The organism is Aeromonas ichthyocola (genome assembly GCF_046087985.1).
GTDB lineage: Bacteria > Pseudomonadota > Gammaproteobacteria > Enterobacterales > Aeromonadaceae > Aeromonas > Aeromonas rivipollensis.
Genome location: NZ_JBJSWH010000002.1, coordinates 215,215 through 229,152 on the forward strand (window position 1 = coordinate 215,215; position 13,938 = coordinate 229,152).

General features: G+C 62.2%; 14 protein-coding genes and 1 pseudogene. 9 read left to right on the top strand and 6 right to left on the bottom strand.

Annotated elements, in window-relative coordinates; translation table 11 throughout:
• Position 1: 1 nt before the first annotated feature.
• Entirely contained in the window at positions 2 to 1,120 is a 1,119-nt protein-coding gene (cyoA, locus tag ACF2JD_RS05720; RefSeq protein ID WP_440986970.1) for a cytochrome o ubiquinol oxidase subunit II, read from the bottom strand.
• Between the two features lie 142 nt (positions 1,121 to 1,262).
• On the opposite strand from cyoA, the gene ACF2JD_RS05725 reads away from it, so the two are divergent.
• The gene (locus ACF2JD_RS05725) at positions 1,263 to 1,505 is read left to right on the top strand and encodes a hypothetical protein (protein WP_440986971.1); all 243 of its coding nucleotides are present in this window, start codon (positions 1,263 to 1,265) and stop codon (positions 1,503 to 1,505) included.
• 114 nt (positions 1,506 to 1,619) lie between these two features.
• Here ACF2JD_RS05725 and ACF2JD_RS05730 read toward each other — a convergent pair whose 3' ends face one another.
• Complete coding sequence (locus ACF2JD_RS05730) at positions 1,620 to 2,063, bottom strand: carboxymuconolactone decarboxylase family protein (RefSeq protein WP_440986972.1); 444 nt, start codon at positions 2,061 to 2,063, stop codon at positions 1,620 to 1,622.
• 120 nt (positions 2,064 to 2,183) lie between these two features.
• Between ACF2JD_RS05730 and ACF2JD_RS05735 the strand changes: the two genes are divergently transcribed.
• Complete coding sequence (locus tag ACF2JD_RS05735; protein ID WP_338891463.1) at positions 2,184 to 3,092, top strand: LysR family transcriptional regulator; 909 nt, start codon at positions 2,184 to 2,186, stop codon at positions 3,090 to 3,092.
• 89 nt (positions 3,093 to 3,181) lie between these two features.
• On the opposite strand, the gene ACF2JD_RS05740 is transcribed toward ACF2JD_RS05735, so the two are convergent.
• Positions 3,182 to 3,511 (bottom strand): DUF3634 family protein, encoded by a 330-nt coding sequence (locus tag ACF2JD_RS05740; RefSeq protein ID WP_307764304.1) that lies wholly within the window; start codon positions 3,509 to 3,511, stop codon positions 3,182 to 3,184.
• A gap of 93 nt (positions 3,512 to 3,604) precedes the next feature.
• Positions 3,605 to 4,573, bottom strand: a complete 969-nt coding sequence (locus ACF2JD_RS05745) for a nucleoside hydrolase (protein WP_111910188.1) — start codon at positions 4,571 to 4,573, stop codon at positions 3,605 to 3,607.
• 264 nt (positions 4,574 to 4,837) lie between these two features.
• Here ACF2JD_RS05745 and ACF2JD_RS05750 point away from each other — a divergent pair, with 264 nt between their 5' ends.
• Positions 4,838 to 5,395 (top strand): HutD family protein, encoded by a 558-nt coding sequence (locus ACF2JD_RS05750; protein ID WP_440986973.1) that lies wholly within the window; start codon positions 4,838 to 4,840, stop codon positions 5,393 to 5,395.
• A 32-nt stretch (positions 5,396 to 5,427) separates the two neighbouring features.
• On the opposite strand, the gene ACF2JD_RS05755 is transcribed toward ACF2JD_RS05750, so the two are convergent.
• Positions 5,428 to 5,631, bottom strand: coding sequence for a hypothetical protein (locus ACF2JD_RS05755; protein ID WP_025327648.1), 204 nt, complete (start codon positions 5,629 to 5,631; stop codon positions 5,428 to 5,430).
• Between the two features lie 215 nt (positions 5,632 to 5,846).
• Positions 5,847 to 6,287 carry an azurin gene (gene azu / locus ACF2JD_RS05760; protein WP_025327649.1) on the bottom strand — a complete coding sequence of 147 codons (441 nt, stop codon included), beginning with the start codon at positions 6,285 to 6,287 and terminating at the stop codon, positions 5,847 to 5,849.
• Positions 6,288 to 6,622: 335 nt separating this feature from the next.
• On the opposite strand from azu, the pseudogene ACF2JD_RS05765 reads away from it, so the two are divergent.
• The 6 genes and pseudogenes from ACF2JD_RS05765 (at position 6,623) to ACF2JD_RS05790 (ending at position 13,872) form a co-directional block, all read left to right on the top strand.
• Positions 6,623 to 7,679: pseudogene (locus ACF2JD_RS05765) on the top strand (FAD:protein FMN transferase).
• Between the two features lie 164 nt (positions 7,680 to 7,843).
• On the top strand, positions 7,844 to 9,490 hold the full coding sequence (locus tag ACF2JD_RS05770) for a response regulator (protein ID WP_440986974.1): 1,647 nt from the start codon (positions 7,844 to 7,846) through the stop codon (positions 9,488 to 9,490).
• A gap of 59 nt (positions 9,491 to 9,549) precedes the next feature.
• Positions 9,550 to 10,512: an ion channel gene (locus tag ACF2JD_RS05775; protein ID WP_440986975.1), complete on the top strand. Its 963-nt coding sequence runs from the start codon at positions 9,550 to 9,552 to the stop codon at positions 10,510 to 10,512.
• Between the two features lie 138 nt (positions 10,513 to 10,650).
• The gene (gene xthA, locus ACF2JD_RS05780; RefSeq protein ID WP_440986976.1) at positions 10,651 to 11,457 is read left to right on the top strand and encodes an exodeoxyribonuclease III; all 807 of its coding nucleotides are present in this window, start codon (positions 10,651 to 10,653) and stop codon (positions 11,455 to 11,457) included.
• 183 nt (positions 11,458 to 11,640) lie between these two features.
• Entirely contained in the window at positions 11,641 to 12,090 is a 450-nt protein-coding gene (locus ACF2JD_RS05785; protein WP_440986977.1) for a hypothetical protein, read from the top strand.
• 264 nt (positions 12,091 to 12,354) lie between these two features.
• Positions 12,355 to 13,872, top strand: coding sequence for an efflux RND transporter periplasmic adaptor subunit (locus tag ACF2JD_RS05790; protein WP_440986978.1), 1,518 nt, complete (start codon positions 12,355 to 12,357; stop codon positions 13,870 to 13,872).
• Positions 13,873 to 13,938: the final 66 nt, after the last annotated feature.

Consider the following 13,938-nt stretch of genomic DNA (forward strand, 5'->3'; position numbering starts at 1 on the left):
ATTATTCCTCGGATCCTGCTTTCACACTCTTGTCAGCCATAGACGTGGCCATGTGTCCGGCATGCTCGTCATGACTCATGGCCGCGTGGTCCATGGTCTCTTCTTTCGCAGCGTCATGGTTCATGGCCTGGTGGTCCATGCTCCCTTCTTTTGCAGACTCATGGTTCATGGTCTCGTGATCCATGGCGCCCTCTTTTGCAGCGTCATGCTTCATGGCCTCGTGGTCCATGGCGCCGTCTTTTGCGGACTCATGGCCGCCATGGGACATGCCACCCATGAACTTGTTGATCACATTGACGAACAGCTTGGGATCGGCGCTGGCGAAGTACTCAACCGGGTGGTTTTCGCTCTTCTTGGCCAGGGCATCGAACTCACCCATGGTGCTCAGCATCTTGGGAGACTGTTTCACCTTGGCGACCCAGGCATCGAAACCGGCCTGGTCCTGGGTGGCAATCGCCTTGAACTTCATGCCGGAGAAACCGGCGCCGCTGTAACTGCCGGAGATCCCCTTGTACTGACCCGCCTCGTTGGCAATCAGGTGCAGCTTGGTCTGCATCCCGGCCATGGCGTAGATCTGACCGCCCAGCTGGGGGATGAAGAAGGAGTTCATCACAGTGTCAGAGGTCACCCGGAAGTTGATCGGGGTGTTGACCGGGAAGGCCAGCTCGTTGACCGAGGCGATCCCCAGCTCCGGATAGACGAACAACCACTTCCAGTCGAGGGAGATGACATCAACCTGGATCGGCTTGACGTCAGATTCCAACGGCTTGTAGGGATCGAGGGAGTGGGAGGTTTTCCAGGTAATCACTGCCAGGATGGCAACAATAATGACGGGCACGGTCCAGACGACCGCTTCAATCTTGTTGGAGTGAGACCAATCCGGGGTGTATTTGGCAGTGGTATTGGATGCTCTGTATTTACGAGCAAATGCCACCGTCATAATAATCACAGGAATCACCACGATTAACATCAACCCCAGTGCGGTCAATATCAGTGACTTCTGCTCCAGACCAACCTGCCCCTTGGGGCTCATCAGAGCCATGTCGCAGCCACTCAGCAAGCCAGCGGTTGCCATCAACAGCAAAGCGCCCAAGCCCCTCTTTACTTCAAAAGGTCTCATGCAATGTCCTCATCGTTTCAAGGCTTATTGGTATAATAAAAATGCCGCATTTTATTGCATCAGACCGGCATGTGAACAACATGAAAAATTAATCCCAAAAATGTTCCAAGGGTGGTGAAAAGAGGTATCAGATGTTAATCCCTTGACAGCGACCAATTTATTAAATTCACAGACCTTCGATTCATCTCCCGTTAATTTATCTCCCCGCCAAAATCGTTCACCAATTAATCAATCAGGCCCATTACCCTTATTTTCAGAGGGAGAAACAGGGCAAAAAAGAGCCATTCAGACCTTTCTTGATGCACAGGTGCCCTCTCCATTCCTTGATCTGGATGCGTATATTCCAAGGGGGAATAAAAAAATAATTAATCAAACGAATGTATGATTAACTTCCCGGGGCCGGCGGAAGCGCAGAAAGAGCTGCCCTGTCCGGGGCCCACCATGAAAAACGGGCCTCAGATAGGCCCGCTTGAGACGACTCCCCATCACAGGGTCTCCCTCAGGGGTGTTTATACTCCATTCGGGTCGCCACTGCGATGCGGTTCCAGGCGTTGATGGTGACCACCTGCATCAGGCACTGGGCCAACAGGGTTTCCCCCAGCAGGGCCAGAGCCTGCTGGTAGCTCTCCTCGGTGAGCCCTCTCTCGCCGATCAGGGTCACCTCGTCGGTCAGGGCCAGCACCGCCCGCTCCCGCTCATCGAACAGCGGGGATTCGCGCCAGGCGGACAACGCCAGCAAGCGCTGGGGGCTGTCACCCTGCTTCATCGCCACCTCGGCGTGCATCTCGATGCAGTAGGCGCAGCCGTTGAGCATGGAGGCCCGCAGCTTGATGAGCTCCTTGAGCGACAGCGGAATGTCGGTCCCGCCGAGATAGGACTCGAGGCCCATCATGGCCGAGATGGCGGCGGGCACCTGGCTGGCAAGCTGGATACGTTCTGACATGGCAATACTCCCGTGAAGAGGCCCTCAGGTGGGCGATGAGCACATTGTTCACGCTTTCATCCATGGATAGAATACCGCCATAACCTGCAACAGTTTTGCATTTACCGCAAAGGTGCTCCCATGCTGGATCGCGTCCGTATCCTGGCTCAGGTGGTGGAGTCGGGGAGCTTCTCCCGAGCCGCCCGCGCCCTCAACCTGGCCCCCTCCTCGGTGACCCGCACCATAGATGCGCTGGAGCAACAGCTGGGGATCCCGCTGTTCAAGCGCAGCACCCGCCAGCTGGTGCTGACCGAGCAGGGGGAGTACTTCCTTGCCCGTTCGGTGCGCCTGCTGGAGGAGGCGGATCAGCTGGTGCAATCCCTGCAACCCCTGCCGGTGGCGCCAGAGGGCCCGCTTCGGGTCTCGGTGTTCGAGAGCTTCGGGACCAGCTGGCTGGCGCCGCGCCTGCCGGCCTTCCTGGCCCGCTACCCCGGGGTGCGGCTCGAGATCGAGCTCGACAACCGGCTGGTGGATCTCGACGCCGAAAACGTGGACGTGGCGGTGCGCATCGGACGCCCGGTGGACAGCGGCCTCCATAGCCGCCACCTGCTCACCAACCGGACCCTGCTGGTCGCCTCCCCCGCCTATCTGGCCCGCCATGGCGAGCCCGCCCATCCCGATGAGCTGGCGCACCACAACTGCCTGATCCGCGGCCATGGCCGTCAGCGCCAGCACTGGTATTTCCGGCAAGGGGCGCAGCGGCACAGAGTCGCGGTGCGGGGCAACCTCGCCTCGGTCGGCGGCACGCCGCTGCTGTGCGCGGCCGAGGCGGGTTCCGGCATACTGCTGCTGTCGAGCTGGATGGTGCAGCAGGGGCTGGACAACGGCACCCTGCAACCCCTGCTGTCAGAGTGGCAGGCCTCCCCGTACGAGGATCGGCATGACGAGATCCATGCGGTGTTTAGGGGCGGCCGCTTCTTGAAGCCCCAGACCCGCGCCTTCATCGACTTTCTGATAGAGGTGATGAAGCCCTTGCAAGGGCCGCGCTGATAGCGGCGCTCTCTCTGGCCTGAGGGAAAAGCAGACGCCGGGCAAAGTGCCCGGCGCCGGAAGTGAACGACAGCGTCAAGAGAAAGCGGTCAGCGAGAATTGCGCCCATCCGGGGTCTGGGCCGCGCCTCTATAGTCCCCGTAAGGAAAGACGTCGCGCAGGCGCTGGGCCACGGGCTCCGGAATGGAGCGGGAGAAGACCAGCCTGACCCCGTTGCCATCGCGCTGGCCCAGGATGCGCCCTCGCACCGGCTCCTGCTGCAAGATCTGTTTGGCCTGGGCCAGGAAGCGCGGCGGCACAGAGCCTCGCTTCACCTGCACCTTGCCAGGGGCAAGCCGGATCTCGAACAGGGCGCCGCGCCCCAGGGTCATCAACCACCCGATCAGGGCGACTGCCACCAACAACGACAACCAGGCCATCTCTCTCTCCCTTTGCCAGCCTCGATGTGCGTCAGTATATGTGGCGACGGCCGGCGAGGAGTGGGCGGACATCACGTTTTGCCCATCCCCGAGTCAGCAATCCTTGCCCCAGGCCACCAGGGTGTCGCGATAGAGCGCCAGCAGGGCCTGATCCCGCACCGCCACCCCTACCCGCTGGGCCGGGTAGTCCGCCCACTCATCGTGGGGATGGGACTTGCCGTCGAACTTCTGCAGGGTGTGGCCTATGGCGGGGCCATGGTCGATGACCCGCACCGGGCCCTCCCGCAGGGTGAACAGCTCAGGATCGATCACATAGGCGATGGCGGACGGATCGTGCACGTGGCAGCCATTGAGGCCGATGCGCTCCGAATAAAAGCGCAGGTAGAAGCGGCTCACCGCCCACAGGAAGCGACCGGGCTCACCGGCGTCGTCCCGCAGGGCATCCAGGTAGGCGCTGCTGAAGAAGCTCTGCTGGGTCACGTCCAGCCCGATGATCACCACGGGCCAGGGGGCGGTGAACACCCGATCGGCCGCCTCGGGATCGTCGTGAATGTTGGCCTCGGCATAGGGGGTCACGTTGCCGCGATGGCCGTTGACGCCAAAGGCGCCCCCCATCACCACCACCTGCTTCACCAGCGAGGTGATCTCGGGGGCGGCCTCGAGCGCCAGCGCCAGGTTGGTGAGGGGCCCTATGGTCACCAGGGTGATCTCGCCGGGGTTGGCCTTCAGCGTTTCGACTATGTATTGCCAGGCCGGGCGGGGATCCGGGGTCAGGGTCACCTCCCCCGCCTCCACATCACCCAGTCCGCTCGGGCCGTGCACCACAGTCGTCGGCCCCACGGGCTCGCGCAGCAGCGGCGCGGCGGCGCCCTGGGCTACGTCCGCCTTCATGCCGTATTTCTGCTTGAGCCAGAGGGCGTTGCGGGTCCCGTTCTCTATGGTGGCATTGCCAAACACCGTCGTGATGGCGAGCAAGTCGATGGCGGGGTGGGCCTCGGCAAAGAGTATTGCCATGGCGTCGTCGATACCGGGATCGGTATCCAGAATGATCTTGTGGGTCATAGGGCCTCCATAGGGCAGAAGTGCCAGTGTAGCGACCTCGGGCCCGTTTAACAGCGTCAGGATCACAGCCTCGGCGTTTGGCCTGCCATCCCCCCGCCAACCGGCGACATCTTGAGCACCTCATCCAGGGCTCGTCAGGGTCAGGGGCCGCAGTGGCGACATTCTGGGCAGTCGACCCGCCCCCAGGCCCCCGCGCCTTGTGGGTAGGCCTGCGGGATGGTATCACTTGGCCTCACTCTCTCCATTCCTCGCCGAGGCGCCAACGTGATCACCCTGATTAAAGAGTCTGACCAGCTGAAGATGCCCTGGAAAAACAAGCAGGGCACCACGGCCCAGATCCTGGTCTCCCCCCCGGGTTCGAGCCTGGAGAAGCTCGACTTTGACTACCGGCTGAGCTCGGCCCCCATCAAGGCGGCGGGCCCCTTCTCCAAGTTTCCCGGTTATCAGCGCATCCTGCTGCCCGTCAGCGGCGCCGGTTTCGTGCTCAACGGCCACCCCTATGCCACCTTCGAGGCGGCCCACTTCAGCGGGGATGACGAGACCCACTGCGAGCTGCTGAAAAAAGAGGTGACGGATCTGGGGCTCATCTACGATCCCGCGCGCATCCGCGCCAACGTGCGGGTGCTCAATGTGCCCTTCCCCCTGACCCTCACCCTGGAGGCGGACAAGACCTACCTCTGCCACCTGCTGAGCGGCCAGCTGACGGTGGCAGGCCAGGCCGTGGCCATCAACGAGACCTTGGTGGTCAAAGGGGAGGAGAGCATCCGCTTCGAGTGCGGGAAAAAGACCACACTAGCCTTCTTTACCCTGCAAGCCCGGTAAGGGAGACACCCGCGCAGGCCCTGGAGTCTGGCTCAACGTTTGGGTGCACGGCCCCCGCTGTCGAGACAGGCCTGCATGCTGTCGTAGGGAACATAATGCTTGGTGCGACCGTAGTAGGTGCCACCCTGGGGGTGGCAGATGCCGTTGCGGCTCTTCTTGACCGGGGGCTCTGCCGCCAGCGCCAGGGCGCACACCAGCATCAGGCAACAGCCGACTACCCATTTTACTGCTCTCATCACTTAAATCCGTCCAGTCGGTATTCGGGCTAACAGGCCCGTTTGCGGCTGATTTTATCCTGTCTGCGCCGCAACCACCCCTCTCAAGATCACGAAACGCACCATTCATCCAATCGCTTGGCTCCTCTGTACCGCGCGATCGACACCAGGTATCCGCATCATAAAAAAAGCCGGGATATCCCGGCTTTTTTCTTCATGACCACCCAACAAGCGGCTTAACCGACCTTGAAGGCCCCCTTCATCATGGCGAAGTGGCCAGGGAAGGAGCAGAAGAAGGTGAGATCCTTGCCGGCCAGTCCCTCGGTCTTGAAGGTGACGCTGGTGCTCTCGCCACCCCCCACCAGCTTGGTGTGCGCCAGTATCCTGGCATCGTCCTTGGGCAGGTAGTCGTGATCGGCGCCGGCGCTCATGCCAGCGGTGGCGACGGCCTGATAGTCGGCGGTGTTGGCCAGCACCCAGTTGTGACCCATGTTGGCCACCGGCAGCTTGCCCGTGTGATTGAGGGTGACAGTCACCTCCTTGCAGGTGGCCGGTACGCTCATCTCTTTGAGGTTGTACTGCATGGCGTCATTGCCTTCGATGACCAAGGCGCACTCATCGGCCAGGGCCGGGGCAGCCAGGGAACTCAGCAGCAGCAGGGTTAACACCTTTTTCATCATCTTCTCCTTTGATTGACGAGGAATGGCAGCGACTTGGCGGATGCGGTTAACGCACTTCGCAAAGATGCCGTCTAAATCGACCTTCATTTTACTCAATTGTCTTCAATCGGCTATGGCTTTTGCCAAAGCTGCGGGCCAGGTCACCAGACGGTGCTGTACTCTTCGATCAGTCTGTCTGGATGGACGATACGACCCACTACAGCCACAGGTTCAAAACTGTTTAATTTTTTCTGCCCTTTTCCCTCTGATTGCTCCTATCAGGGCTCGCCCGGCGGGCGCCCCTTGGCTAAGCTAGCGCCCCGATATGAACCTTCTCCAGATGAGAGCGCCGGATGATTGCGATAACCCCCGTGGCGGCCCTGCGCGGCCTGCTGCTGACCCTGCTGCTGGCGCTGGCCGGCTGCCAGCCCACCCCGCCTGCCCAGACCCGTATTCAGGGCAAGACCATGGGCACCTACTATGTGGTGACCCTGAGCGATAGCTACCCCGGTGGGGAGCCCGCCCTCAAAAGGGACGTAGAAGCCTGCTGGCCCGGATGAACAAGGAGATCTCCACCTACGATCCTGGCTCGCTCATCTCCCGTTTCAATCAGGGGCCCGCCAACACCCCGTTTGCCATCCCGCCCGCCATGGCCATCATAGTCCAGCAGGGCATTGATGCCGGTAAGCTGACCGACGGCAAGCTGGATGTGACCGTGGGGCCTCTGGTCAATCTGTGGGGCTTTGGCCCGGACAAACGCCCGGTCAAGCGGCCCGATGAAGCAGCCATCGCCGCCGCCCGCCACAAGGTGGGCATCGACAAGCTGACCCTGACCCCGCAGGGGGATCACTTCCTGCTCGGAAACGATCCCGGACCTTTATCTCGACCTCTCCACCCTCGGTGAAGGGGCTGCCTCCGACGAGATTGCCGCCCTGCTCGAGCACAAGGGGGTACACAACTACCTGATCGAAGTGGCCGGTGCGGTGCGCAGCAAGGGCAACAACAGCAAGGGCTCGCCGTGGAAAGTGGCCATCGTCGAGCCCTCGGACAGCCGGGGGCATCGAGGACGTGGTCACCCCGAACGGCATGGCCCTCAGCACCGCCGGCAGCTATCGCAACTATTACGAACTCGATGGCCGGCGCTACTCCCACATCATCGATCCCGCCACTGGCGAGCCCGTCACCCACAAGCTGGTCTCCGCCAGCGTCATCACCCCCACGGCGCTGGAGGCCGATGCCCTCGACACCGCCCTCATGGTGATGGGGCCCGAGCAGGCGATGGCCTTTGCCACCGAACACAAGCTGGCGGTCTATCTCATCATCAAGACGGAGCAGGGTTTTGCGGCGAAGTACACCCCGCAATTTGCCCCCTACCTGGTGGCGCTGACAGCGAAGAAAAAAAGCGAGTGAACAGAGGGCTCCGTCAACAGGGCCCCTCTTTCACTGATGCGCGGGAACATGAGGTGACAAACGGAGTACGCAATCGACAACTTGGCCAATTGCCTCAATTGCCTGTCTGCGCGCTTTGGTGGCACACTTTCTCCCATCAGCCCGCAGCGCCTCGACCCAGACAGATGCAGACACCGGATCCCGCACCAGAGAAGAAAGCCCAGCCCAAACCCAGACGCATCCTGCTGGTCAACGAGCAGCGTTCCTTTCAGATGATGATGAAGGCGATGCTGATCAACATCGGCATCAACCGCATCACCTACATCAATTCCGCCGACGAGGCGCGCCGCCGCTGCCAGAAGGAGAGCTTCGACATCTATCTGCTGGACTACGAGCTGGGGGCGGGCGAGAACGGTCGCCAGTTGCTGGAGAGCCTGCGGGACCAGCAGTTGATCCCGCCCCAGAGCGTGGTGATCATGGTCAGCAGCGACAGCTCCCGCGCCATGGTGCTGAGTGCGCTGGAGGCCGAACCCGACGAATACCTGATGAAGCCCTTCTCCCAGGAGCAGTTCTCGTTTCGCTTGAAACGTGCCCTCGCCCGTCGCCAGTCTCTGGAGAGCGTCTTCATCGCCCTCACCCAGAACGATCTCCCGGCCCTGGTCGAGGCCTGCGCCAGACAGGCCGATGCGGTGCCGCGCTTCGCCAACTTCTGCCGCTGCCTGCAGGCCGATACCCAGCTCAAGCTCGGCCTGGCCAAGGAGGCACGCAGCCTGATGCGCCAGCTGCTGGCCGGCCAGGAGAACAGCTGGGCCAGGTTGACCCTGGGCAAGGCCTGCTACCGTCTGGCGCTCTATGACGAGGCGGTGAGCCACCTGCAGGCGACCCTGAAGAACACTCCCCTGATGGTGGAGGCCCACCTCTGGCTGGCGGAGTCCCTGCTCTCCCTTGGCAAGGAAGAGCTGGCCCAGCAGGAGCTGCGCCGGGCGGTGGACATCTCCCCCCAGTCGGTGCAGCTCTCCCGCCGGCTGGCAGAAGTGTGCCTGCTGCGCCACGACTATGGTCAGGCCAAGGATGTGTTGCTCTCCCTCATCGATCTGTCGCGCAACTCCATCCACCGCACCCCCCACTACCTGGGGGCCTACATCCAGACCCTGACTCTCTACGCCCTCAACAGCAACGACGGCTATCACATCGCCAACCTGCAAAAGCAGGTGAACTCGGCCCTGTCGCGCATTCGGGATTCCCTGATGATGTCGGAGTTCAACTACCCGGTGTTCGAGCAGATCTGTCAGGCCAGGGTGCGGATCGCCCTGGGGGAGCTGCTCAAGGGCAAGAAGATGCTCTATCGCGCCAACCAGAACTGGCTGGACAAGCCCGAGACAATGCCCCCCGCCCTGCTCGGCGAGACCATACTCGCCCTCTATCAGCTCGGGGAGTTCGAGTACGCCGAGAGCCTGCAATCCCTGCTGGCGGAGGATGAAGACCGGCTGCTCACCACCTGTATCCAGGTGACCCGGGACGACAAGACGGTGCAGGAGCGCCGTCAGCGCTACCAGCAGCTCAACGATCTCGGCATCAAGGCCTACCAGAGCGGGGAGCTGGAGCAGGCCCTCGGCCATTTCCGCGAGGCCCTGCGCCGGGCTCCTGCCAATACCGGCGCCGCCCTCAACAAGATCCAGGTGCTGCTGCAACTGATGCAGAAGAACCGCAAGAGCCCGGAATTCGGCGCCGAGTGCAAGGAGACCCTGGAGGTGCTGGAGGGCATCCCCCTGAATCCCGCCCAGCAGGACCGCTTTCGCAAGCTGCGCCAGGAATTTAACCAGATAGCCTAGCCAGCGGCGCCTCTCCCTCACCTATGCTGATACAGACTCAGGCAAGGAGGGGCGACAGCATGGCGATGTGCCGATACCTGGTGGCAGATGGCCGCCACTGCAGCGAAGAGGCGGGGGATCACGACCTGTGCCACTGGCACGACCCCCATGCCTCCCACTCATCCCCGGACACAGCCGCAGCCTTGGAACACTATGTGCGCCAGGGGGGCCTGTGCCACGGGTTGCAACTGGCCCGCGCCGATCTCGCCGGTCTCAACCTGGTGAACAGAGAGGGCCCCCAGGGATTCCTGCTGGAGCAGTGCAACCTCTATCGCGCCAACCTGCGCGGCGCCCACCTCTATGGCATTCGCATCAAGGGCGGCAGCCTGATGAAGGCCGACGTCAGTGACGCCAACCTGCACTGCGCCGAGTTGCACGACGTCAACCTGCTCGGCATCCGCTGGAAGAACACCCGGCTCGACAACCTGGATACCGGCAAGCGGCTGATGCAGGACAGGAAGGGGCGAAGCGAGCGGGACCCGGCACAGGCCCGCGTCTGGTTCAAGGAGGCAGAGGAGACCTATCGGGATCTGCGCAAGGCCTCGGAGGCCCAGGGGATCTTCACCATGTCAGGCCGCTACATCCAGCAGGAGCTCACCATGCGCCGCCTGCAGATGCCGTTCTGGTCCTATCAGCGCTTCGCCTCCTGGATAGTGGACTTGTTCTGCGGCTACGGCGAGGCCCCCATGCGGGTGGTGCTCTTCTCCCTGCTGCTCATCTTCATCTGCAGCATCTTCTACTTCTTCTGCGGCCTCAACTTCGCGGGCAACCACCTCATCTATCGCCCGGAGGCGACCCTCGAAGAGAACGCCATCTTCCTGCTCGAATGCCTCTACTACAGCGTGGTGACCTTCACCACCCTGGGCTACGGCGACTTCACCCCGGTCGGTCTCTCGCGGATCTTCGCCGCCTTCGAGGCCTTCACTGGCAGCTTCACGCTGGCGCTGTTCGTGGTGGTGTTTGTCAAGAAGATGACCCGCTGAGCACGCTGGTGCCGCTGCGACGGCCCGGCCCGGTTCCCCTGAGCCGGGTCAGGCATAGCCACCCGGTCCCTGAACTTGCATCCAGACCGGATTCCTAGTCCAATAGCGACTAATAAAAACGACATGAGCATCCCTGACATGAAGATCATCTCTTTCAATATCAATGGCCTGCGCGCCCGTCTTCATCAGCTGCAAGCCATCATCGACAAGCATCAGCCGGACGTGATCGGCCTGCAGGAGATCAAGGTGCACGACGATGAGTTCCCGCTGGCGGACGTGGAGGCCATGGGCTATCACGTGGCATTCCACGGTCAGAAGGGCCATTACGGGGTCGCCATCATGAGTAAGCAGCCGCCCCTCGAGGTGCAAAAAGGCTTCCCCACAGACCCCGAGGATGCCCAACGCCGCATGATCATGGCCAGCTTCAAGCGGGAAGACGGCTCCCTCATCAAGGTGATGAACGGCTATTTCCCGCAAGGGGAGAACCAGGCGCACGAGACCAAGTTCCCGGCCAAGCAGAAGTTCTATGAGGACCTGCAACACTACCTCGAGACTCACCACACGCCGGACGATCAGCTGGTGCTGATCGGCGATGTGAATATCTCCCCCACGGATCTCGACATCGGCATCGGCGAGGCGAACCGCAAACGCTGGCTGCGGGAGGGCAAGTGCTCCTTCCTGCCCATAGAGCGGGAATGGATGGAGCGCCTCAAGGGGTTCGGGCTGACCGACACCTTCCGCGCCGCCAACCCCACCGAGTGCGAACGCTTCTCCTGGTTTGACTACCGCTCCAAGGGCTTTGACGAGAACCGGGGCCTGCGCATCGACCTCATCATGGCGTCCGACGCCCTCAAGGACAAAGTGACCGAGACCGGCATCGACTACGAGCTGCGCGGCATCGACAAGCCCTCCGATCACGCTCCCATCTGGGCCTGCTTCGCCTGATCCCGGCGCCAGGCACCCCCTCGCAAAGAGAGCCAGCCCCCGCCCATGCGGGGGCTTTTTTGTTCACTACCCCCGCCCTTTCTTAATCCACATCAACTCTTTGGCTGACGGGTTTTGCCAAACCTTGACCTTCTCCTTTAGGCAAGGTTTACATTCGACTCATCCGTCACAGGGAAACCGCCCATGTTGTCATCGAGATTGCCCACAGTGCTCATCGCCCGGCTGTTGCTGGCGCTGCTGCTCGTCTGCAATCTCACCCTCTGCATCAGCTGGCATAGTGCGGCGGCAAGGGAAGAGGCGACTTCTTCCTCCCTCGCCATGACCAGTGCCGACACTATGCCCGCGGCCATGCAGGGGCTCTCCTGCCACGATGGCGGTGATGGCTACGCTGCCGCCGACCTCAATCAGGACGAGTGCCAGATGCACGGCGGCCTCACCTCGCCAATGGGTACCGGCCTGCCGCTGCTGGCGGCCCTGCTGACCCTGTTCGCCCTGCCGCTGTTGCTGCTGCCCCTCAGGACGGCAAGCGGCGCACTGGACAACTGGCTGCGCGACCCCTTGCTGCGTATCCGCGGTACCCACCCTCCCTCCTGGCCGCGCCGACACCTGATGCTGTCGGTGCTGCTCCACTAGAAAGCCCTTCTCTCGCGGCGGCGGCAAGCTTGTGCTTGCTCGTTTCCTGCCGCCTTGCCTGACCCTGTGACCACTGGCCCTGCCAGCAACAGGGAGCCGAGCGCACGCTGACGTTTATCGCTGCGCCCCGTTTGCCGCCAGCCCCTGGGTGATGCCTTGCCCATCCGGCGGCCTGTACAAGAGAAGACGTATCATGTCACCAGCCAACTTTGTCGCCTTCGCGGGCGCCCTCTCCTCCTGCCCTGCCCGTGCCGGAGGCCAGTCATGAACAAGACAGTCCTGATGTCTGCCCTGCTGCTCGCCCTCGGCGCCGGTGGCGGCTACTGGGCCGCCAAACAGAGCACAGATGGCGCCAGTACCAAGGAGAAGACGCCGCTCTACTGGGTCAACCCCATGGATCCCCGCGACAAGCGCGACGGCCCCGCCAAGGACAACATGGGGATGGACTTCATCCCCGTCTATGAGGAGCAGAAAAACGGCTCGCCGGGCACCGTCACCATCAGCCCCGAGATCCAGCAGAACCTGGGGGTGCGTCTCGCCAAGGTGGAGATGCTGCCCCTTCAACAGCAGGTCGAGACGGTGGGCTATGTCGGCTATGACGAAGACAGGCTGGAGGCCATCAACGCCCGCATGGCGGGCTGGATCCGCACCCTGGCCATCAAGAGCGAGGGGCAGAAGGTGAGCCAGGGGAGCCTCATCTACGAGCTCTACGCCCCGGATCTGGTCAACGCCCAGCACGAGTACCTGCTGGCCCTCAACACCAGCAACCCCCTGCTGCTGCGCGCCGCCGAGGGCAAGCTCAAATCCCTGCAGGTGCCGGCGGATCAGATTGCCGCTCTCAAGCGCAGCCGTCAGGTGCGCGAAACCATTGCCATCTACGCCCCCAGCAGCGGCTATGTGTCCGAGCTCAAGGTGCGAGAAGGCCAGTATGTGGAGCCCGCCGCTGCCCTGTTCAACATCAGCACCCTCCAGCAGGTGTGGGTGAGCGCCGAGGTGTTCGAGCGCCAGGCCGCACAGCTCAAAGTGGGGGATCCGGTCACCATGACCCTGGACTACGCCCCGGGCCGCCGCTGGCAGGGGCGGGTGGACTACCTCTATCCGACCCTGGATGCCACCACCCGTACTCTCAAGGTGCGGCTGCGCGTTGACAACCCGGACGAGTTCTTGAAACCCAATATGTTCGCCAAGGTGAACATTCACACCGGTAAAGGAGAGCCACAGCTGGTGGTGCCGAGCGAAGCGGTGATCCGCACCGGCAGCCAGGACAGGCTGGTGCTGGCCCTGGGGGATGGCAGCTTCAAGTCGGTGGCCGTCACCCTGGGCCCCCAGTTTGGCGACAAGGTTGCCATCAGGGAGGGAGTCGAAGCGGGGGACAGCATAGTCAGCTCGGCCCAGTTCCTGCTCGACTCCGAATCGGCCATCGACTCGGACTTCCAGCGCATGACGGCGGTGCGTCCCGCCCAGGTGTGGACTCAAGGGGCTGTACAGAGCATCGATCTGGCCAGTCGCACCCTGATGGTGGCCCACCAGCCCATCCCCGAGTGGCAGTGGCCCGCCATGGAGATGGAGTTCACCGTCGCCGAAGGGGTCGATATCAGCAAGCTGGCCGAGGGGCAAAGCCTCCATCTGCAGGTGATGCAGGAGGGGGACGAGTACCGCATCACCACCATTCATCAGGAGAAAACGCCAGCAACCGGCGACGCCACCAAGCCTGCGGCAGATGAGATGGAGAAGATGGAAGGCATGGACCATAGCCAGCACGATATGGGAGCCAAGCCATGATCCCTTCCATCATTTTCTGCTTGGCAGGCAACCGAACTCCGCTCTCTGCCCCCTTTGAGAAAGGAG